This is a genomic window from Anoxynatronum sibiricum (genome assembly GCF_039414295.1).
Taxonomy (GTDB): domain Bacteria; phylum Bacillota; class Clostridia; order Peptostreptococcales; family Tindalliaceae; genus Anoxynatronum; species Anoxynatronum sibiricum.
This window is the reverse complement of sequence record NZ_JBCITM010000002.1, coordinates 244807-263645: the sequence shown is the minus strand read 5'-3', so window position 1 is coordinate 263645 and position 18839 is coordinate 244807. Positions and strand designations below refer to the sequence as shown.

The following is an 18839-nucleotide window of genomic DNA, read 5'->3' as shown; positions in this document are numbered from 1 at the left end:
GAAACAGAGGTGGTACGATGAAACTGGATTTATCTCCGTTGCTGAAAAAGGAAGCGGAATTTCTCTCCTATGAGTTTGCGTATGAGCAACCCAATGTGGACTATTATGGAGATGTGATTGTTTGCAATGGTCCTGTTCAGGTGAACGGCAATGTTCGGAAAATTGGCGATCAACTTTTTCTGGAAACTCAAATTCAGGTCAATATCACCACTCACTGTGCACGTTGCCTGGAAGCGGTCGAACAGGCAATTGAGGCCCAATCTTTTGAAGAACTGTTGCCTGCTGGAAATGAAAAGGAAATAGAGCCTGAGGATAATGTGTGCTTTTATGAAGGCTTTCATCTGGATTTACTCCAGTATGCACAAGAACAGCTAATGATTCAGTTGCCCGTGAAAACGCTATGCCGCGAGAACTGCGAAGGAATTTGCAGCCTGTGTGGTCAAAGGCGTGAACAGGGTGAATGTGACTGTCTGGATCGAGACAAAAATGAAAAAGAGCCGGACCCCAGACTTGCCCAATTGCGAGACTGGCTTGAGAAAGCGAATGAGTAAGGAGGTGTTGTCATGCCAGTACCAAAGCGCAAAACAAGTAAATCTGACCGAGATATGAGAAGAGCTTCTAACTCCAAGTATGTTGCTCCAACCACCTCAGAGTGTCCTCAATGCCATGAACCAAAACTTTCCCACAGAGTATGCACCAATTGCGGAACATACAAGGGTAAAGAAGTCATTGATGTCAAGTAGTTTTTAGAGAACAGCATTGCCGAATGGCTTTGCTGTTTTTTCTGTTTAGGGACTTCCTTGTCAGTTATAAAAAACTCAGGTATACTGAGATTAGCATCAGGTACTAATGAACCCGAGGTGAATCAGATGAAAACAAACGGTTCGTCACCGCGCAGAAACAAGCGTGAAAGACAGACACAGTTACAACAATTGATTTCGGAAGATCCGTTTCTGACTGATGAAGATCTGGCATTACGATTTCAGGTCAGTATACAAACCATCCGTCTGGACCGACTGGAGTTGGGTATTCCAGAATTACGGGAACGCATGCGCCATGCAGCATCTGAGAATTACGAAAAGGTGAGGAGTATGGCAGGAACAGAGATTGTAGGGGAATTGATTGATTTAAAACTAGGTGAAAGTGGCATTTCAATACTGGAAACAAACAGGGAGATGGCTTTCAAAAAAACCAGCATGGTGATGGGGCATCATATTTACTCACAGGCGGAGTCTCTGGCGATGGCTGTTATTGATGCCAATGCGGCATTAACAGGTGTATCAAATATTAAATACTTGCAGCCGGTTGAGTCTGGTGACAAGCTTGTCGCCAAGGCCGAAGTTGTCAGAGTCAGAGGCAATAAACACTTTGTCCATGTACTGATTCAAAACAGACAGGTGCAGGTATTTAGAGGAAAGTTTATACTGGTGACAATGGACACCATAAAGGAGGAACAGCCATGAAAGTGGTAATGGACGCCATGGGAGGCGATTTTGGACCACAGGTTACTGTTGAAGCAGCGCTTCAGGCCATTGAAGAATTGGGTGTGCACATGATTCTGACTGGAAGGGAAGAAGTTCTTCAACGTGAACTCAAGCAGCACCCATCAGTTGGAGATGCATTGACAATTGTTCATTGTTCTGAAATGATTGAAAATCAGGATAAACCTTCAGTTGCATTGCGTCAAAAAAAGAATTCATCCATGTCTGTTGCCTTTCAGATGGTTAAAAATGGTGAAGCAGATGCGATCATATCTGCTGGAAATACCGGAGCCTTACTAGCTGGAGGGCTTTTTATTCTTGGACGAATTAAAGGTATCAGCCGCCCTGCTCTTGCAGTTCCAATACCAACCCCAAGAGGCATTTCTCTTTTAATTGATGCAGGAGCCAATGCCGATTGCAAGCCTCAGCATCTCTTGGATTTCGCCCGAATGGGACGCAGTTACATGCAGACAATGGCAGGGATCAATGAGCCGGAAATCAGACTGGTGAATGTTGGAATTGAGGCAGAAAAAGGAAATGAACTCTCAAAAGAAACCTACCCTTTACTGGAACAGGCCCATATTGGCTTTAAGGGAAATATCGAGGCCAGAGATATTCCTTCCGGTGTTGCGGATGTCATCGTCTGCGACGGGTTTACCGGTAACATTATACTAAAACTGTATGAAGGTGTGGCAGGAACCTTCGGAGATACACTGAAACAGGAACTGACCCGCAATTTTCTTAGAAAAGCAGGCACTCTACTGGTAAAACCAGGGCTTCGTGACTTTAAAAAACGGTTTGATTACACAGAACACGGAGGTGTTCCTTTTCTGGGGGTTAATGGTTTATTAATAAAAGCTCACGGGAGCTCAAATGCAAAAGCGCTAAAGAATGCTGTTCGGCAGGCTAAAATTTCTTTTGAAAATCATCTGGTTCCTCATATTATCAGTCAATTACCCAATGCCTCGATTGAGTTGGAGGAGGCGACGCATCAATGAAAGATTTAGATCATTGGTATCACATATGCCCGGAGTTGCAACAACGCATTGGCTATTCATTTAAAAAGGAAAGCATTCTAATGGAAGCAATGACACACAGTTCGTTTGCAAATGAATGGAAACATCGACGGATGCATGATAATGAAAGGCTTGAGTTTTTGGGTGACTCAGTACTGGGACTGATCATCAGTCACTATATATTTGAAACCTATCACCATTTGCCTGAGGGTGAATTAACAAAAGTTCGTGCCAATGTTGTTTGTGAAGCCTCCCTGGCGCTGAAAGCACGACGAATCAATATAGGAAGCTATCTTTTACTGGGCAGGGGCGAAGAAGCCAGTGGCGGCCGCGACAGAGAGTCAATACTTGCAGATGGATTGGAATCATTGATTGCAGCTATCTATCTGGATGGTGGATTTGAAATTGCAAGAGCTTTTGTCTTGAACAATTTTCACGACTTAATTGACTTGGCAGCCAATGGCGACTTGATGACTGACTATAAGACAAAGCTACAGGAAATATGGCAGGGAGGCCAGCAGGGGTCGACACAAGAAAGAATTGAATATTGTGTTGTTAATGAGCAGGGGCCGGATCATAACAAAACCTTCTTTATCGAGGTTCGTGTCGGAAACCAGACATTGGGTGCCGGAGAGGGGAAAAACAAGAAAGAAGCGGAGCAGCGGGCTGCAAAGTCAGCGATCAATTTCTTGGAGATGAAATCGTAAAATGCATGGTTTAGGAGCTCTGTGTAAGATAGCATCACAAGTGTGTTTTGGGAGGGTTCCATTTGCGGTTAAAAAAACTTGAAATGAAGGGATTTAAATCCTTTGCACAGCGCGTTGAACTGGGATTTGAAACAGGTGTTACGGCTGTGGTAGGTCCCAATGGCTGTGGCAAAAGCAACATAGCCGACGCGATTCGGTGGGTGTTGGGAGAACAAAGTGCCAGAAGTCTTCGGGGACAAAAAATGGAAGATGTTATCTTCTCTGGCACGGACCGCAAAAAGCCACAGGGATTAGCGGAGGTAACCATCTATTTTGATAACAATGCAGGAGTGATGAGTGTCCCTTATCAGGAAGTGGCGATTACCCGCAGAGTCTACAGATCTGGTGAAAGTGAGTACTTTCTTAATCGCGACCGATGTCGTTTAAAAGATGTTAAAGAGCTTTTGATGGATACGGGTATCGGAAAAGAAGGTTATTCCATCATTGGACAAGGACGTATTGATGAGTTACTGAGCCAGAGAGGTGAAGAGCGTCGGCTTCTGTTTGAAGAAGCAGCAGGCATAGTCAAGTACCGAACCCGGAAAGAAGAAGCGGAAAAAAAAATTACACAAACCAACGAAAATCTTTCCCGGTTAAAAGACATTTTGCTGGAGCTGGAGGAACAGCTTGAACCACTTCGCTTACAGGCAGAAAAAGCGGAAAAATACTTGAATCTGCGGGAAAAAATACGCAGGCTTGAAGTAGATCATTTCCTTAAAGATATCATAAAATCTGACGATGGAATTAATCAGATCAGGCTTGAACAGCAGCGTTGGCAGCAAATGCTGAGTGAGATTCAGGCCGAGTTAGTGTTGTTGGAAAAGGAACTTCAAGAATCCGAAAATGAAGTGCAACATTGCGAAGCGGAAAAAGAGTTGATTGGTCGACGCATAAAAGAAATGGAAACAGAACTGGAAGAAAACCATACTCAGTATCGCCTCCATAAACAGCGCATGGAGCATTTGGAGGACCAAAATAATAGATTGAATGCAACCTCAGGTCAATTGCATTTTGAAATTTGCCAGGAAAATGAGAATCTCCAGCAGTTAGAAGAAAAGCTGTTGCATCAACAGCACAGATACACTGAACAGGAAGAGAAAATGGCCGAACTCAATGAAAGAGTACAACTGGAAAACAGCCAGTTGTTACAAAGGCAGAATCAGTTGGAGAGCAACAAGGCGGGCATCATAGAATCTCTCAATCAGATTGCAGGTCTGAAGGCGCGTATCGAAAGGGTACAAGCTTTGGAAGATGCGGCCATTCAACGGCAGCAGCAACTGCAGGAAGATCACAAGGTGATTGAATTAGAAGCCGATGAAGCGCAGCAAAAGCAACAAATGGCGGATACTGAATTAAGGGCATTAAAAAAAGCACTGGTGATGATCGCTGGTGAAATGGAAGCTTCAGAAGCGTCACTGGAAGAAGTTGAACGCCAGCTGATGCAGATGGAGAAACAGCTGCATCAGTTGAATCAAGAACACGATCAACGCATGCACAGGAAAAATACACTGGTGAACATGGAAAAAACCTTTGAAGGATTCCAGCGGGGCGTGAGGAATGTGTTGAGAGCGGTACAGCAAAATCCTGAGCTGGCAGGTGGTTTCCACGGTGTGATTGCTGATTTGCTGAGAGTACCAAAGGGCTATGAGACTGCCATTGAAACATCTTTGGGACCAGCATTGCAATACTTAGTGACTGATGAAGAGTCTCAGGGAAAAAAGTTGATTGATTTTCTGAAAAGTAATCATCAGGGGAGGGTGACGGTTTTACCCATTAACGTGATCAAAGGTCGCACTTTGAACCATTATGAACAGCAAATTGTTGAAAAATATGAAGAAGCAGCGGCCTGTGCCATTGATCTCATCAGTTTTCCAAGCCCATATCAGTCTGTTTTTCAAAATTTGTTAGGGCGAGTAGTGGTGACGAATGATTTGGATACAGCCATTCGTCTTGCCCGGGAATTAAAGCATCAGGTGAAATTGACCACAATAGAAGGAGATTTAATGCAGCCCGGCGGATCCATGACAGGGGGGAGTGTTTCAGCCCAACAGGATGGGCTTTTGGTTCGGAAACGAGAAATTGAAGAGCTTGGCAAGGAAATACATCAACTTGCTGAGAAACGCAATTTGACAGAATCTCACATGGATAAACTTAATATTAAGCGGAGTTCAATCAAAACTCACTTAATGGAGCAGAGACAGGAAAGCACACAACAAGAGCATCAACTGGTGAAATGTGAAGGGGAAATTGACCATTTACAGCAACAGATTTCTTTGTTGACTCAAAGAATTCACCGTTTTAATCAGGAACAGGAGCAACTGTCAAATCATTTAAAAAATCTTGGCAATGAGTTGAAACAATTACGGAAAGAACTGGATGATAAGGAGAACGCACTTGCTGGTGTGCGGGCAGAAGTGGAGCGTGAAGTGGAACTGCAGCAACAATTGCTGTCTCAGTTAAACGAGCTAAAAAAGATTGCAGGTGAACAGCAGGTGGCGTTGGCTGCTCATCGCGAAAAAAACAAAGCACTGGAAGCAGAAAAGAAGAACATGGAAATGCGGCACCAATCACTGAAAATGAGAGAATTACAATTACTTAAAGATCTTGAAGAAACAAACAGTAAACAAACTGATACACACAATGCTATGCAGAAGTTGAAAGAGAAAGAAACCGTTCAAAATAGCAAACTGAAAGAGGAACAACTAAGTTTGCAGCAAGTGCAGGAAAATCAGACCCGCATTCAAAAAGAACTTCGGTTGAAGCAGAAAGATCGGTTGCTGCATAATGAGAATCAACAACGCCTTATTGAGAAAAATCACCAGGCAGAGCTGCGCTTATCTAAACAGGAATGGCAACGTCAACAGGTCATAGACCGACTGCTGGAGTATCACGAAATGAACCCTACGCAGGCAAAGATCTGGCTGAACAGCCAGCCGGAAGGCTCTTTAAAACCATCTGATCTTCCAGGACTGAAGCAAGAAATGCAGTTACTGGGAGAGGTGCATGTGGGGGCTTTGGATGAATATCGACGTGTAAAAGAGCGCTATGAATTCCTAACTAATCAAGAGGAAGATATGCTGCAGGCAAGGCAGTCTCTGGAGACGATTATTTCTGAGCTGGAAAAACACATGATTCAACAGTTTCAGGAACAGTTTGATAAGATCCAGGTGCAGTTTAAAGCTGTTTTTCAGCGCTTATTCAGAGGTGGCAATACTGAACTCGTACTACAGAACCCGGAAGATCTTTTAACAACGGGAATTGATATTATAGCGCAGCCGCCAGGCAAAAAATTTCAACATTTGTCGCTTCTATCCGGTGGAGAAAAAGCATTAACGGCGATTTCTCTTCTTTTCGGTATTTTACTGGTAAAGCCTTCACCCTTTTGTGTTTTGGACGAAATTGAAGCAGCTTTAGACGATGCCAATGTCAGTCGTTTTGCTGATTTTCTAATTGATCTCTCAAAAGAAATTCAATTCATTGTAGTGACTCATAAAAAACAGACGATGGAACGCGCACATACACTTTATGGCATTACGATGCAGGAGAAAGGGGTTTCCAGCTTGCTGCCACTAAAACTGGAAGAAGTCAAGCGTGAGATGATGACTGGCTGATATCAGCAGTGAAAAATGCTGCAAATGAGTAATCAGGGAGGAACTACTAGTGAGTGAACAAACTAAAACAGGTTTTTTTCAACGATTAAAGCAAGGATTAAGTAAAACAACAAAAGAATTTACCGATAGAATTGACGCCTTAATCAGTGGATATGGCAAAATTGACGAAGCATTTTACGATGAGCTGGAAGAGATTCTCATCACTGCAGACCTTGGGTTTGATATCACAATGGAGTTAATAGAATCATTAAGAGAAAAAGTAAAAGAAGTAAAAACTGATGATCCACATCAGGTTAAAGCACTTCTGAAAGAACTGATCATCAATATTTTAAGCACGGGAAATCGAGAACTTCAGGTGGAGCCACCGCCCGCTGTTGTGTTGGTAGTGGGTGTTAATGGTGTCGGTAAAACAACGACAATTGGAAAACTGACACATTATTTCAAACAACAGCAGAAAGAGGTGATGTTGGCAGCGGGAGATACATTCCGGGCCGGTGCCATCGATCAACTGGAAGTATGGGGGCAGCGCAACCAAGTGCCTGTAATACGTCACCAAGAGGGCTCTGATCCTGCAGCAGTCATCTTTGATGCCATTCATGCTGCGAAGGCGCGCAACTGTGAAATTTTAATCTGTGATACGGCAGGCAGGCTTCACAACAAGAAGAATCTGATGAACGAATTGGGTAAAATTTTTCGCGTTGTTGACCGGGAATATCCAGAAGCTCAAAAAGAAGTGTTGCTGGTTCTCGATGCCACCACCGGACAGAATGCCCTCCAGCAGGCGAAAGTATTTGGTGAAGTTGCCCAGTTAACGGGAATTGTACTGACAAAACTTGATGGAACTGCAAAAGGAGGTATCGTGCTGGCGATCACCAAGTCAATGGGCACGCCAGTCAAAATGATTGGTGTAGGAGAACAGTTGGAGGATCTTCAACCCTTTGATCCCAGTTCATTTGCGGAGGCGCTTTTGGGAGACACCGACGAAAATACAAATGTTGATGATACCAAAATATAAGGTTGACAAGCATATGAGAATCAAGTAAAATGTCTTTGTGTCCGTAAAGCAAATAACCTTTACAGTGGTGAAAAGAATGATGGATAAAAACACGGGTATCTTATTGCTTTATGATTGCTACCAGGCGCTTTTAACTGAAAAGCAGCGTCAAATGATGGATCTTTACTACAACCAGGATTTTACACTGGCTGAAATTGCTGAAGAAATGACCATCTCCCGACAGGGAGTTTATGATCATTTGAAGCGAACAGAGAAACTTCTGGAACAATATGAAGAACGGATGAGTTTGCTGAAAATATTTCAGCGTCAAAGCGGTATTATTCTGCAAATGAAAGAATGCCTGGCAAAAATGGAAGTGGAAATGAGTGGCGTTGAAGCTGTTAAGGGATCAATGACACATATCAAACGAATTAAGTCTTCGTTGGAGCAGCTTAATCAGATTAGCACCTCTTAAGGAGCATGCCCTATGATATTTGAAGGACTTTCCGAAAAACTTCAAAATACGCTCAGTAAACTGAAAAGCAAGGGGAAACTTACTGAAAAAGACGTGAAGGAAGCCATGCGTGAAGTAAAGCTGGCTTTGCTGGAAGCAGATGTTAACTTCAAAGTGGTGAAAGATTTTATCAAACGTGTATCTGATCGGGCGGTAGGAGACGAAGTAATGGAAAGCCTGACCCCGGGACAACACGTGATTAAAATTGTCAATGAAGAGTTAACCGCCTTGATGGGAAGTGGCCAGAGCAAGCTTACTTTTTCTTCCAAACCCCCCACAATCTATATGATGGTGGGTCTTCAGGGCTCGGGGAAGACAACCACGTGTGGCAAACTGGCAAAACATCTAAAGAAACAGCAAAAGAATCCTTTGTTAGTTGCTTGTGACATTTATCGCCCGGCAGCTATTCAGCAATTGAAAACTGTGGGCGGACAAGTGGATGTGCCGGTTTTCTCCATGGGAGACGGAACGAGTCCGGTGCATATATCCAAGGCTGCTGTTGAACACGCCAATCGACAGGGACTTGATACTGTCATTATTGATACTGCCGGGCGGCTGCATATTGATGAACTGTTAATGGAAGAACTGCAGCAGATTAAAGCAGCTGTTAAACCACAGGAAATCTTGTTGGTGGTCGATTCCATGACTGGTCAGGATGCCGTGAATGTAGCAGAACAGTTTCACGAGCAAATTGGTATTGACGGTGTGATTCTCACAAAACTTGATGGTGATACACGTGGCGGTGCAGCACTTTCTGTTCGAGCAGTCACGCAAAAGCCGATTAAGTTCGCAGGAATGGGCGAAAAAATTGATGAGTTTGAACCATTTCATCCTGACAGAATGGCTTCTCGAATACTGGGTATGGGGGATATGCTTAGCCTGATTGAAAAAGCACAATCCAATATTGATCTGAAAAAAGCCCAGGAACTCGAGAAAAAAATGCGAACACAACAGTTCACTTTCGATGATTTTCTCGATCAGTTGCAGCAAATGAAAAATATGGGACCTCTTAGCCAGGTGTTGCAGATGATTCCGGGAATGGGAGGCAAACAACTGAAGAATCTGGAAGTTGATGACCGGGAACTGGTACACATTGAAGCCATTATTCAGTCAATGACCCGGGAAGAACGCTCCAATCCCGGCCTGATTAACGGATCAAGACGCAAGCGAATTGCTATGGGAAGTGGCACCAGTATTCAGCAAGTCAATAAATTGCTGAAACAGTTTGAACAGACACGAAAAATGATGAAACAGTTTATGGATATGGAGAAGGGCATGAAAAAGGGTGGACGGTTTAAAATGCCATTTCCCGGCATGTAAACCTTTACTGATAAATGGATTTCCTTGGAGCAATCATTTTGCCGGAGGAAAGTCCCAGAAGCATGAAAGGGAGGTGAAAAAGCATGGCAGTAAAAATCAGATTGAAGCGCATGGGTGCTAAAAAACGTCCATTCTACCGTATTGTTGTGGCTGACAGCCGAGCACCTCGAGACGGACGATTCATTGAAGAAATTGGCTACTATAACCCTGTATCAGAACCCAAAGAAATTAAAATTGATCAGGAAAAGGCACAAAAATGGATTTCTAATGGTGCAAAACCAACCGAAACAGTTCGAGTGTTGCTGAAAAACAATGGCGTCCTGCAGCAATAATCCTGGTGAGCGAGGGAGGATCAAGACATGGGCTATCTGGTGGAACTTATTGCGAAAGCCCTGGTGGACCATCCGGATCAGGTGCAGGTAAACGAAGTGGAAAATAGTTCTTCTATCATCATTGAGCTTCGTGTTGCGCCTGAAGACATGGGAAAAGTGATCGGAAAACAAGGCCGAATTGCCAAAGCAATCCGCACTGTGATTAAAGCAGCGGCGACAAAAGAAAGCAAAAAGGTCATTGTGGAAATCCTGTAACGCCAGACAGATTCCAACAGCGCCAGTAACAGACATTTGAAAAATCTGGCGATGGAGGTTTCAAACATGAAATATCTTAAAGTTGGTTTTATTGCTACGACACATGGAATCAAGGGAGGACTGCGTGTCCGCCCTATGACAGATGATGCTGCCCGATTTCTGGAATTGGAATGGGTATACATTGAAGGCAGTGATCAGAAGTGGGTTATAAGTGAGGTTAAAATCAGACCCAAAGATGTGATACTGTACTTTGAAGGATTGAATCACATCGACCAGGCAGAGATGCTTCGTGGTAAGCACCTCTACACTGACGAAACCCAACGGCCGGTTCTGGATGCTGACCGGCACTATGTTTCTGACTTAGTTGGCTTACAGGCGGTTTATCCGGATGGACGAGAAATGGGCACCCTGACGCAAGTTATCAGCACGGCTGCTCACGATGTGTATGTCATCACCTCTCCTGATGGGAAGGATGAATGGATGGTGCCTGCAGTGAAAGTGTTTGTACTGGAAATACTTCCTGAAGACGGAAAAATTGTCATTGATCCCATTGAAGGGATGCTTTCATGAAAATTCATATTCTGACATTGTTTCCCGAACTGTTGGAACAAGTTTTCAGTCACAGCATTGTCAAGCGTGCACGAGATAAAGAATTGTTTTCCATTAACTGTCATCAGATTCGTGATTATGCCAATGACCGACACAGAAGTGTGGATGATTATCCCTATGGGGGTGGCGGAGGCATGGTGATGACGCCGCCGCCTATTTTTGAAGCCCATTCCAATGTGACAAAGCAACTCACTGGCAATCAAAAAATCCGCACGGTTTACTGCACACCCAAAGGAAACACTTTCACACAGAAAATGGCAGTAGAGCTTGCCTGCGAAGAGGCTTTGATTTTTCTGTGTGGTCATTATGAAGGCGTTGATCAACGCATCATTGATTCGCTGGTGACAGATGAGATTTCCATAGGCGATTATGTGCTGACTGGCGGCGAATTACCGGCGGCAGTGATGATTGATGCGATTGTCAGACTGATACCCGGTGTCTTAAAAGATGAACAAAGCTACATGGATGAATCGCATTATAATGATTTGCTGGAATACCCTCATTACACCCGCCCGCCCGAATATCGTGGGTTGAAAGTACCTCGCACATTACTTTCGGGAAATCACGAACACATTCGACAGTGGCGCAGGTGGGAGTCAATTCGTGAAACCTGGCAAAAAAGACCAGATCTGATCGCAAAAGCTGAGTTATCTCCCAAAGAACTTCAGTGGCTTGAAAAACTGAAGCAAGAATCATAAATGGATTGTACCAGAGGTACCTGCATGTTATAATGGCAGGATGACGAACGTTCCTCTATGAAATGGTAAACATACGAACGTTCTTGAGGAAGGAGGGACAAACATGGACTTAATTCGCACATTGGAACAAGAGCATTTAAAGCAGGATCAAGTGACGTTTAACACGGGTGATACTGTTAAAGTGCATGTCAAGGTTAAAGAGGGCAATCGCGAAAGAATCCAGGTGTTTGAAGGAATCGTCATCAAACGTCAGGGCGGTGGATTGCGTGAGACCTTTACAGTTCGAAGAATTGCTTCAGGTGTTGGTGTAGAAAGAACCTTCCCTGTTCATTCACCTAAGATTGAAAAGATTCAGGTGATGAAAAGAGGTAAGGTTCGCAGAGCAAAACTCCACTATATCCGTGACCGTATCGGTAAAGCTGCTTTTAAAATCAAAGAAAAACGGTAGTGAAAAGGGACTCTTTGAAGTCCCTTTCATTATAGGGGTGAATAAATGAGCATTAACTGGTACCCGGGACACATGAAAAAAACAGAAAGCCTGCTGAAAGAGCAATTGCAGTTGGTAGATTTGGTGCTGGAGCTTCTTGACGCTCGCATACCGTACAGCAGCAGTAATCCGAAGCTGGCAAACCTGTTACAACATAAGAAGCGGATCGTTGTGTTGAACAAAGTTGACCTTGCCGATGAACACATGAACAAACTATGGCAAGTGTATTTTCAGCAACAGGGCCTTGAAGTGATTCAGGTGAATGCAACCAGGAGTGGTATTAACCGTCTGGTGCAAGAATCTGTTGACAAGGTGTTTAAGGAAAAGGCGGCACAACTGAAAGCCAGGGGGAGAAATTCGCGGCCGGCCAGGGTAATGGTTGTGGGAATTCCCAATGTGGGCAAATCAACGCTCATTAATCAGCTGGCAGGAAAAGGCAGCGCCAAAACCGGTGATAAACCTGGCGTTACCAGAGGAAAGCAATGGATTCGTGTTCATGACAGAATAGAATTATTAGACACGCCAGGTATTCTTTGGCCGAAATTTGAGGATGCCGCCACAGGAATCCGACTAGCTCAGACCGGTGCAATTCGTGATGAAATCGTCGATCAACAGGAACTAGCTTGGAATCTATTGCAAACATTGCAAACACATTACCCACTATTGCTGGAATCTCGATATGGAGGAGATGTCACTCAGCCGCTGATAGACTATATTGATTCCATTGGCCAAGCAAGAGGATGTCTTTTAAAGGCAGGCGAAATTGATTATCAGCGAATCGCCCGAATTTTGCTGGAAGAGTTTCGGAGTGGTAAGTTGGGGCGTATTACATTGGAAAAGCCATTGGATGAGGTGACTGCATGAAGCCATTTCACCATGAAGAACTTCTTTGGAACAAAAACATTCACCGCATCGCCTGCTGTGATGAAGTTGGGCGCGGTTGTCTTTTCGGCCCAGTCGTAGCTGCTGCTGTGATTCTAAAGCCCTATGAGCATCTGGATGGTGTGAAAGATTCAAAGAAGCTGTCTCCATCAAAACGCACGTCCCTATATTTGGTTATCAAAGAAAAAGCATTGGCCGTTGGCATTGGTGTGGTAGCAGCTGAAGAAATTGATCGTATCAACATCAAACAGGCCTCGCGAAAAGCGATGAAGTTAGCGGTTGAAGATCTCCGGGATAAAGAAGGAAAGCTGATAGTACCGGAGGCGTTGTTGATTGATGCTGAAGTGCTTGATCTTCCGTATCCCCAAAGGTCATTGATACATGGCGAAGATCAGGTTCACGGAATTGCAGCTGCATCCATCGTCGCAAAAGTCATACGTGACCAGATGTGCGAATCATGGCATGAGCAGTACCCGGTATATGGACTTAATCAACACAAAGGTTATGCAACCAAAAATCATCGGGAAGCTCTACTGAAGTATGGACCAAGTCCTTTGCATCGGTTGACATTTATTCGAAAACTGATGAATGGAAAGGGTTAAGATAATGAATCAAGTGACCGGAAAAGCAGGTGAGCAGGCAGCGCTGCTACATCTTATCAAAAATGGATATCAGCTCGTTTGTCGAAACTATCGGTGTCGTTTGGGTGAAGTGGACCTCATCATGCGGCGTGATCATATACTTATTTTTGTGGAGGTTAAAACTAGAAAGTCAACTCAATATGGCTTGCCCAGAGAATCGGTAACGTATGCAAAACAAAAGAAAATATATCAAATTGCGCAGCAGTATATTCAGCGATATAGAATCAACCACCTATTATTCCGCTTCGATGTGATTGAAATTTTATGTAAAAATGGAGAAGAACAGATTAATCATATTGAAAATGCTTTTACTTTCAATGGATAATTGCTTTTGACAAGGGACATCGAAGTTGTATAGGTAAACCATCTGTTACTTGTACACATTGCTGTGAAGGAAATCAGAAGGAAGGGCGAACAGTGATGCTTTCAAAAACGACAACAGCCAGCCTGACTGGTTTACATGTGTTGAAAATCGATGTTGAAGTGGATACGTCCAATGGATTACCTGCGGTTAACATTGTTGGATTACCCGATGCGGCGGTAAAAGAATCGCGTGATAGAGTGCGTGCAGCAATTGATAACAGCGGGTTTCAGTTTCCAATGCAGCGAGTGACAGTTAATTTGGCACCAGCAGACTCTCGTAAGGAAGGCAGCCATTTTGATTTGCCCATTGCTTTAGCCATATTGTTCTCCACAGGCCAATTGCCCGCGGAACCATTGAAAGAGGCAATCATGCTGGGTGAACTGTCATTAGATGGTTCTATTCTTCGAATTAATGGCGCGTTACCTATGATGATGGAGCTTCAACGACAGGGTTATCGCCGGGTCATTCTGCCATGGGAAAACCGATACGAAGCGGGGTTGTTAAAAGGGTTGCAATGCTGTTTTCCCAAAAACTTGAGGGAACTGAACTCGATGATTCAGAAGGGTTTAACGTTTGCTGAATCAGAAACATTTTCACAAAACAGTCCTGATCATAAGCAAGAAAGGCCTGTTTTGGCTGATTTGCGTGGACAGGAAAATGTGAAACGATCACTTGAAATTGCAGCCGCTGGTGCACATAATTTACTGCTAATCGGCCCGCCTGGTTCTGGGAAGACCATGGCAGCAAGAAGATTACCGGCAATTTTGCCGGAAATGTCTTTCAATGAATCGATGGAAGTGGCAGTGATTCAAAGTGCGGCAGGTTTACTGACGCCTGAAAATGCATCTTTCAGGCAACGGCCTTTTCGAGCACCACATCATACGACTTCGGCGGTGGCTCTTGCAGGCGGTGGTCGAATTCCGAGACCAGGAGAGATTTCCCTTAGCCATCGAGGTGTTCTTTTTTTGGATGAATTGCCTGAGTTTGACAAACGCTCAATGGAAATTCTCAGACAACCACTGGAAGACGGTTGTGTCATCGTTTCAAGATCAGCGGGTTCATTTTCTTTTCCCAGTGAGTTTATGTTAGTTGCGGCGATGAATCCTTGTCCTTGCGGATATGCAGGGTTTGAAGAAAAGGGACACATATGTCAATGTGCTCCTCATCAGGTTCAAAGATATACCAATAGAATATCTGGACCAATGCTCGATAGGATAGACTTGTTCGTTGAATCCAGACGTATTGCATATGAAGATCTGACAAAGGAGACGCCTTCAGAAAACACTGCAAATGTGCGGGAAAAAGTCAGAAAAGCAAGAGAAATACAACAACACCGTTACAAAAAAGCGTCATGCTATACTAATGCAGGTTTAAAGCCTTCCCAAATTAACCAATACTGTCCACTTGAGCCAGATGCAGAGAAAATGATGAAGCAGGCATTTGATCGTATGAAGCTAAGTGCAAGAGGCTATCACCGCATTTTAAAAGTCGCTCGGTCAATTGCTGATTTGGATGCCTCGGAAATCATCCGGCAGCAACACTTGGCTGAAGCACTTCAGTTTCGGAACATGCATCATTTTAAAAGGAGTTGATGCCATGAAAGAACGAGATGCTCTTATTGCTTTGAGCTTGGCGGGCTGTCATTACTCTCAGTCTCTGACAGTTCTTAGAGATTATTGCGATTCATTTTCAGAAGTTATGAGTCTTACGGAAAATCAAATTGAATCCATACCTGGAATAGGGCCACAGATGAAAGGATTGCTTTCAAGCAGTATCAAGAACAGGGGAAAACTGTTGGAAACCACATTTTGCGCACAGGATAAATTTTCCATCCAGACACTTTTGGATGAAGAATACCCGGAAGACTTAAAACACATTTTTGACCCCCCGTGGGTGATTTACATAAAAGGACACTTCGATAAGCAGTTGCCATTTCTCGGCATTGTTGGAGCACGCCGGGCGACAAGCTATGGAATTTGGGCGGCCGATCACTTTAGTCGGGAGCTTTCAAACAAAGGTATTGGGATCGTCAGCGGATTAGCTTATGGGATTGACGCTGCTGCACACCAAGGCACGCTGGATGTTGCCGGTTATACCATTGGTGTGTTGGGTGGCGGCATTGATGGAATATATCCTGCAGCACACCGATCTCTTTACCATCAGATAGAAGAGTCAGGGGCTCTGGTGAGCGAATATGGTCCTGGTGTACAGCCTCAAAAACACTACTTTCCGGCTAGAAATCGCATTATTAGTGGGTTGTGTCGAGGTGTGTTTGTCGTGGAAGCTGGTGAAAAGAGTGGCGCATTAATTACTGCTGACTTTGCAATGGAGCAGGGACGGGAAGTTTTTGCATTGCCTGGCAATGTCAATCAGAAATCAAGTGCAGGGACCAATCGTCTTATTCGTGACGGTGCAAGAATGGTGCTGGAGACCGATGATCTTCTTGATGCTTATCCAGAAGTTAAGAACTCAACGAAAACCGTGAGAGATTCTGGTGATTGGAAAAATCAGCTCAGTCTGGCAGAACTTGAAGTGATGAACTTGATTGCGGAGGGACCGGTACAAATGGAGATGTTAATTTATCGACTTGGAAGAACGGTATCTGAAGTCAACTCGCTTCTGACGGTACTCGAGCTGAAAGGCCTGATTCAACAACTGCCCGGTAAAACATTTACAGTATATTGAAAACCTGATATAATCGACCGTGAGTTTTTAAAATGCAAATGAGGTGTTTCCATGTCCAAATCACTGGTCATTGTCGAGTCGCCGGCAAAAGCCAAAACCATAAAGAAATTTCTTGGTAGTCACTATACAGTTAAAGCGACTGTGGGTCATATCATCGATCTGCCTAAAAGTAAAATGGGAGTGGATATTGACCATGATTTTGAACCGCAATATATTACCATTCGAGGCAAAGGTCCGATATTGAATGAGATAAAAAAGGAAGCAAAAAAAGCTAAAAAAGTATTACTGGCAACTGACCTTGACCGGGAAGGCGAAGCCATCTCATGGCATCTGGCAAAGGCACTCAACCTCTCCGATGAAGAACCGTGTCGGATTGTTTTCAATGAAATTACAAAAAATGCCATTAAAACGGCTGTGAAAAACCCCCGTGTAATTGATAAGCAATTGGTTGACGCTCAACAGGCTAGGCGCGTGTTGGATCGCCTGGTTGGCTACAAGCTGAGTCCATTATTGTGGAAAAAACTGAGAAAAGGTCTTAGTGCGGGGCGTGTGCAGTCAGTTGCTACTAAAATGATCAAAGACCGTGAAGAAGAAATTAAACGTTTTATACCCCAGGAGTATTGGAATTTAGAGTTGGACATTGTTAACTCAAGAAAAGACCGGTTGAAAGTTGCTTTTCATCAGGATGAAAATGGCAACAAGAAATTACCAAACCAGGATGCAGTTGATCGCATATTACAGCGCATTGATCAATCTACGTTGTCTGTTTCTCATATAAAAGAAGGAGAAAAGAAACGCAATCCGGCAGAGCCGTTCACAACCAGTACCTTGCAGCAAGAAGCTTCAAATCGTATTGGTTTTGCTACACGAAAAACCATGATGGTGGCACAACAGCTTTATGAAGGAATCGATCTTGGCAAGGATGGAAGTGTCGGTCTTATTACCTATTTAAGAACAGACTCAACCCGAATATCAGAGGAAGCCGAGGCCGGTGTGCAGGCTTATATCCTGGATAAATATGGAAAAGAATATCTGAGCAAAAGCAAAAGCAGTGTTGCAAAAAAGAAAAAACAAGGCGGTGCAGTTCAGGATGCGCATGAAGCCATTCGACCAACGGATGTCTTGAAGACCCCAGATGAACTGAAATCATTTTTGTCAAATGATCAGTATAAACTATACCGACTTATTTGGGAACGATTCGTCGCCAGCCGTATGCAATCAGCAAGATATCAATCAATCGTTGCCATGTTCGATGTAAAAGAGTGCCAGTTTAAAGCCAATGGTTCCCGCTTGATTTTTGATGGCTTTCTGAAAGTATATAGTTTTGCCACAGTAGCGAAAGATCAATTGCTTCCAAGGCTTGAAGAGGGAGATATTTTTGATATAGACGCCACAACGCCGTCCCAGCATTTTACCCAGCCGCCAGCCAGATATACAGAAGCAAGTCTGGTCAAAGCGATGGAAGAACTTGGCATTGGACGTCCCAGCACCTACGCACCGACCATCAGCACAATTCTTTCAAGAGGATATGTGATCAGAGAAAGTAAGAATTTGAAGCCAACTGAGTTGGGAGTGTTAGTCACCCGACTTCTTGAAGATTATTTTGGTCAAATTATTGAAGTCAATTTCACAGCAGAGATGGAAAAGCAGCTGGATGAAGTGGAAGCAGGCAACGAAGAATGGAAGCGAATTATACGTTCATTTTTTGAACCATTTGAAGTAATGCTGAAACATGCTGATGAACATGTTGAAGAAGTTGACTTTGTTGAAGAAAGTGATGAACTGTGTGACAAATGTGGTTCACCAATGCTGATCAAGTATGGGCGGTATGGAAAATTTCTTGCTTGTTCAAACTATCCAGAATGTAGCAATACGAAACCTTTCGTTAAAAAGCTGGGAATCCCATGTCCTCTATGTGATAATGGAGAGGTAGTAGAACGCAAATCCAAAAAAGGGCGCGTCTTTTATGGCTGCAACCAGTTTCCGGAATGTCGGTTTGTCTCGTGGAATCAGCCTGTAAATGAAAAATGTCCCAAATGTCAATCGTTGCTGACCATTAAAAAAACCAAAAAAGAAACTAAACTGGTTTGTCCCGACAAAACGTGCGGATTTGAAAAAGCACATTTTGAGGAAACGACGGAAAAAACAAGTTGAATTTTTTGAATAATTGTGTTAGGATTTGATTATGCAGAAGAAACGTTATA

Annotated in this window: 20 protein-coding genes; all 20 read left to right on the top strand. The window is 43.7% G+C overall.

Translation table 11 applies throughout. The annotated features are described in order from the left end of the window. Nucleotides 1–17: 17 nt before the first annotated feature. Nucleotides 18–551, top strand: coding sequence for a YceD family protein (locus tag AAIG11_RS03245; protein ID WP_343184826.1), 534 nt, complete (start codon nucleotides 18–20; stop codon nucleotides 549–551). A gap of 12 nt (nucleotides 552–563) precedes the next feature. Beyond that, complete coding sequence (gene rpmF, locus AAIG11_RS03240; RefSeq protein ID WP_283408367.1) at nucleotides 564–743, top strand: 50S ribosomal protein L32; 180 nt, start codon at nucleotides 564–566, stop codon at nucleotides 741–743. 126 nt (nucleotides 744–869) lie between these two features. Continuing rightward, complete coding sequence (gene fapR, locus AAIG11_RS03235; protein WP_343184929.1) at nucleotides 870–1463, top strand: transcription factor FapR; 594 nt, start codon at nucleotides 870–872, stop codon at nucleotides 1461–1463. Next, on the top strand, nucleotides 1460–2479 hold the full coding sequence (plsX, locus tag AAIG11_RS03230; protein WP_343184825.1) for a phosphate acyltransferase PlsX: 1020 nt from the start codon (nucleotides 1460–1462) through the stop codon (nucleotides 2477–2479). The genes fapR and plsX overlap by 4 nt, the downstream gene beginning before the upstream one ends. After that, nucleotides 2476–3204, top strand: coding sequence for a ribonuclease III (rnc, locus tag AAIG11_RS03225; RefSeq protein WP_343184824.1), 729 nt, complete (start codon nucleotides 2476–2478; stop codon nucleotides 3202–3204). The genes plsX and rnc overlap by 4 nt, the downstream gene beginning before the upstream one ends. 62 nt (nucleotides 3205–3266) lie before the next feature. Further along, nucleotides 3267–6854 carry a chromosome segregation protein SMC gene (gene smc, locus AAIG11_RS03220; protein ID WP_343184823.1) on the top strand — a complete coding sequence of 1196 codons (3588 nt, stop codon included), beginning with the start codon at nucleotides 3267–3269 and terminating at the stop codon, nucleotides 6852–6854. Nucleotides 6855–6903: 49 nt separating this feature from the next. Beyond that, nucleotides 6904–7869: a signal recognition particle-docking protein FtsY gene (gene ftsY / locus AAIG11_RS03215; RefSeq protein WP_343184822.1), complete on the top strand. Its 966-nt coding sequence runs from the start codon at nucleotides 6904–6906 to the stop codon at nucleotides 7867–7869. Between the two features lie 76 nt (nucleotides 7870–7945). Further along, on the top strand, nucleotides 7946–8323 hold the full coding sequence (gene ylxM / locus AAIG11_RS03210; RefSeq protein ID WP_343184821.1) for a YlxM family DNA-binding protein: 378 nt from the start codon (nucleotides 7946–7948) through the stop codon (nucleotides 8321–8323). A 12-nt stretch (nucleotides 8324–8335) separates the two neighbouring features. Then, entirely contained in the window at nucleotides 8336–9682 is a 1347-nt protein-coding gene (ffh, locus tag AAIG11_RS03205; protein WP_343184820.1) for a signal recognition particle protein, read from the top strand. 83 nt (nucleotides 9683–9765) lie between these two features. Then, nucleotides 9766–10014, top strand: a complete 249-nt coding sequence (rpsP, locus tag AAIG11_RS03200; protein ID WP_283408375.1) for a 30S ribosomal protein S16 — start codon at nucleotides 9766–9768, stop codon at nucleotides 10012–10014. 27 nt (nucleotides 10015–10041) lie between these two features. Continuing rightward, nucleotides 10042–10269, top strand: coding sequence for a KH domain-containing protein (locus tag AAIG11_RS03195; RefSeq protein ID WP_283408376.1), 228 nt, complete (start codon nucleotides 10042–10044; stop codon nucleotides 10267–10269). A gap of 66 nt (nucleotides 10270–10335) precedes the next feature. After that, entirely contained in the window at nucleotides 10336–10839 is a 504-nt protein-coding gene (gene rimM / locus AAIG11_RS03190; RefSeq protein ID WP_343184819.1) for a ribosome maturation factor RimM, read from the top strand. Next, on the top strand, nucleotides 10836–11576 hold the full coding sequence (gene trmD / locus AAIG11_RS03185; RefSeq protein WP_343184818.1) for a tRNA (guanosine(37)-N1)-methyltransferase TrmD: 741 nt from the start codon (nucleotides 10836–10838) through the stop codon (nucleotides 11574–11576). The genes rimM and trmD overlap by 4 nt, the downstream gene beginning before the upstream one ends. A gap of 103 nt (nucleotides 11577–11679) precedes the next feature. Continuing rightward, the gene (gene rplS / locus AAIG11_RS03180) at nucleotides 11680–12024 is read left to right on the top strand and encodes a 50S ribosomal protein L19 (RefSeq protein WP_283408379.1); all 345 of its coding nucleotides are present in this window, start codon (nucleotides 11680–11682) and stop codon (nucleotides 12022–12024) included. 45 nt (nucleotides 12025–12069) lie between these two features. Then, nucleotides 12070–12927 carry a ribosome biogenesis GTPase YlqF gene (ylqF, locus tag AAIG11_RS03175; RefSeq protein ID WP_343184817.1) on the top strand — a complete coding sequence of 286 codons (858 nt, stop codon included), beginning with the start codon at nucleotides 12070–12072 and terminating at the stop codon, nucleotides 12925–12927. After that, entirely contained in the window at nucleotides 12924–13547 is a 624-nt protein-coding gene (locus tag AAIG11_RS03170; protein ID WP_343184816.1) for a ribonuclease HII, read from the top strand. Before ylqF ends, AAIG11_RS03170 begins: the two co-directional genes overlap by 4 nt. Before the next feature lie 4 nt (nucleotides 13548–13551). Then, nucleotides 13552–13911 (top strand): YraN family protein, encoded by a 360-nt coding sequence (locus AAIG11_RS03165; protein ID WP_343184815.1) that lies wholly within the window; start codon nucleotides 13552–13554, stop codon nucleotides 13909–13911. 95 nt (nucleotides 13912–14006) lie between these two features. Further along, a complete protein-coding gene (locus AAIG11_RS03160) occupies nucleotides 14007–15542 on the top strand; it encodes a YifB family Mg chelatase-like AAA ATPase (RefSeq protein ID WP_343184814.1) in 1536 nt (511 codons plus the stop codon). 4 nt (nucleotides 15543–15546) lie between these two features. After that, complete coding sequence (gene dprA, locus AAIG11_RS03155; protein ID WP_343184813.1) at nucleotides 15547–16635, top strand: DNA-processing protein DprA; 1089 nt, start codon at nucleotides 15547–15549, stop codon at nucleotides 16633–16635. Between the two features lie 51 nt (nucleotides 16636–16686). Beyond that, complete coding sequence (topA, locus tag AAIG11_RS03150; protein WP_343184812.1) at nucleotides 16687–18789, top strand: type I DNA topoisomerase; 2103 nt, start codon at nucleotides 16687–16689, stop codon at nucleotides 18787–18789. The last annotated feature ends 50 nt before the right edge of the window (nucleotides 18790–18839 follow it).

What these genes read in the sequence shown, in the direction of transcription:
- AAIG11_RS03245 (WP_343184826.1), top strand. Translation starts at nt 18, where the DNA reads ATGAAACTGGATTTATCTCCGTTGCTGAAAAAGGAAGCGGAATTTCTC.
- rpmF (WP_283408367.1), top strand. Translation starts at nt 564, where the DNA reads ATGCCAGTACCAAAGCGCAAAACAAGTAAATCTGACCGAGATATGAGA.
- fapR (WP_343184929.1), top strand. Translation starts at nt 870, where the DNA reads ATGAAAACAAACGGTTCGTCACCGCGCAGAAACAAGCGTGAAAGACAG.
- plsX (WP_343184825.1), top strand. Translation starts at nt 1,460, where the DNA reads ATGAAAGTGGTAATGGACGCCATGGGAGGCGATTTTGGACCACAGGTT.
- rnc (WP_343184824.1), top strand. Translation starts at nt 2,476, where the DNA reads ATGAAAGATTTAGATCATTGGTATCACATATGCCCGGAGTTGCAACAA.
- ylxM (WP_343184821.1), top strand. Translation starts at nt 7,946, where the DNA reads ATGATGGATAAAAACACGGGTATCTTATTGCTTTATGATTGCTACCAG.
- ffh (WP_343184820.1), top strand. Translation starts at nt 8,336, where the DNA reads ATGATATTTGAAGGACTTTCCGAAAAACTTCAAAATACGCTCAGTAAA.
- rpsP (WP_283408375.1), top strand. Translation starts at nt 9,766, where the DNA reads ATGGCAGTAAAAATCAGATTGAAGCGCATGGGTGCTAAAAAACGTCCA.
- AAIG11_RS03195 (WP_283408376.1), top strand. Translation starts at nt 10,042, where the DNA reads ATGGGCTATCTGGTGGAACTTATTGCGAAAGCCCTGGTGGACCATCCG.
- rimM (WP_343184819.1), top strand. Translation starts at nt 10,336, where the DNA reads ATGAAATATCTTAAAGTTGGTTTTATTGCTACGACACATGGAATCAAG.
- trmD (WP_343184818.1), top strand. Translation starts at nt 10,836, where the DNA reads ATGAAAATTCATATTCTGACATTGTTTCCCGAACTGTTGGAACAAGTT.
- rplS (WP_283408379.1), top strand. Translation starts at nt 11,680, where the DNA reads ATGGACTTAATTCGCACATTGGAACAAGAGCATTTAAAGCAGGATCAA.
- ylqF (WP_343184817.1), top strand. Translation starts at nt 12,070, where the DNA reads ATGAGCATTAACTGGTACCCGGGACACATGAAAAAAACAGAAAGCCTG.
- AAIG11_RS03170 (WP_343184816.1), top strand. Translation starts at nt 12,924, where the DNA reads ATGAAGCCATTTCACCATGAAGAACTTCTTTGGAACAAAAACATTCAC.
- AAIG11_RS03165 (WP_343184815.1), top strand. Translation starts at nt 13,552, where the DNA reads ATGAATCAAGTGACCGGAAAAGCAGGTGAGCAGGCAGCGCTGCTACAT.
- AAIG11_RS03160 (WP_343184814.1), top strand. Translation starts at nt 14,007, where the DNA reads ATGCTTTCAAAAACGACAACAGCCAGCCTGACTGGTTTACATGTGTTG.
- dprA (WP_343184813.1), top strand. Translation starts at nt 15,547, where the DNA reads ATGAAAGAACGAGATGCTCTTATTGCTTTGAGCTTGGCGGGCTGTCAT.
- topA (WP_343184812.1), top strand. Translation starts at nt 16,687, where the DNA reads ATGTCCAAATCACTGGTCATTGTCGAGTCGCCGGCAAAAGCCAAAACC.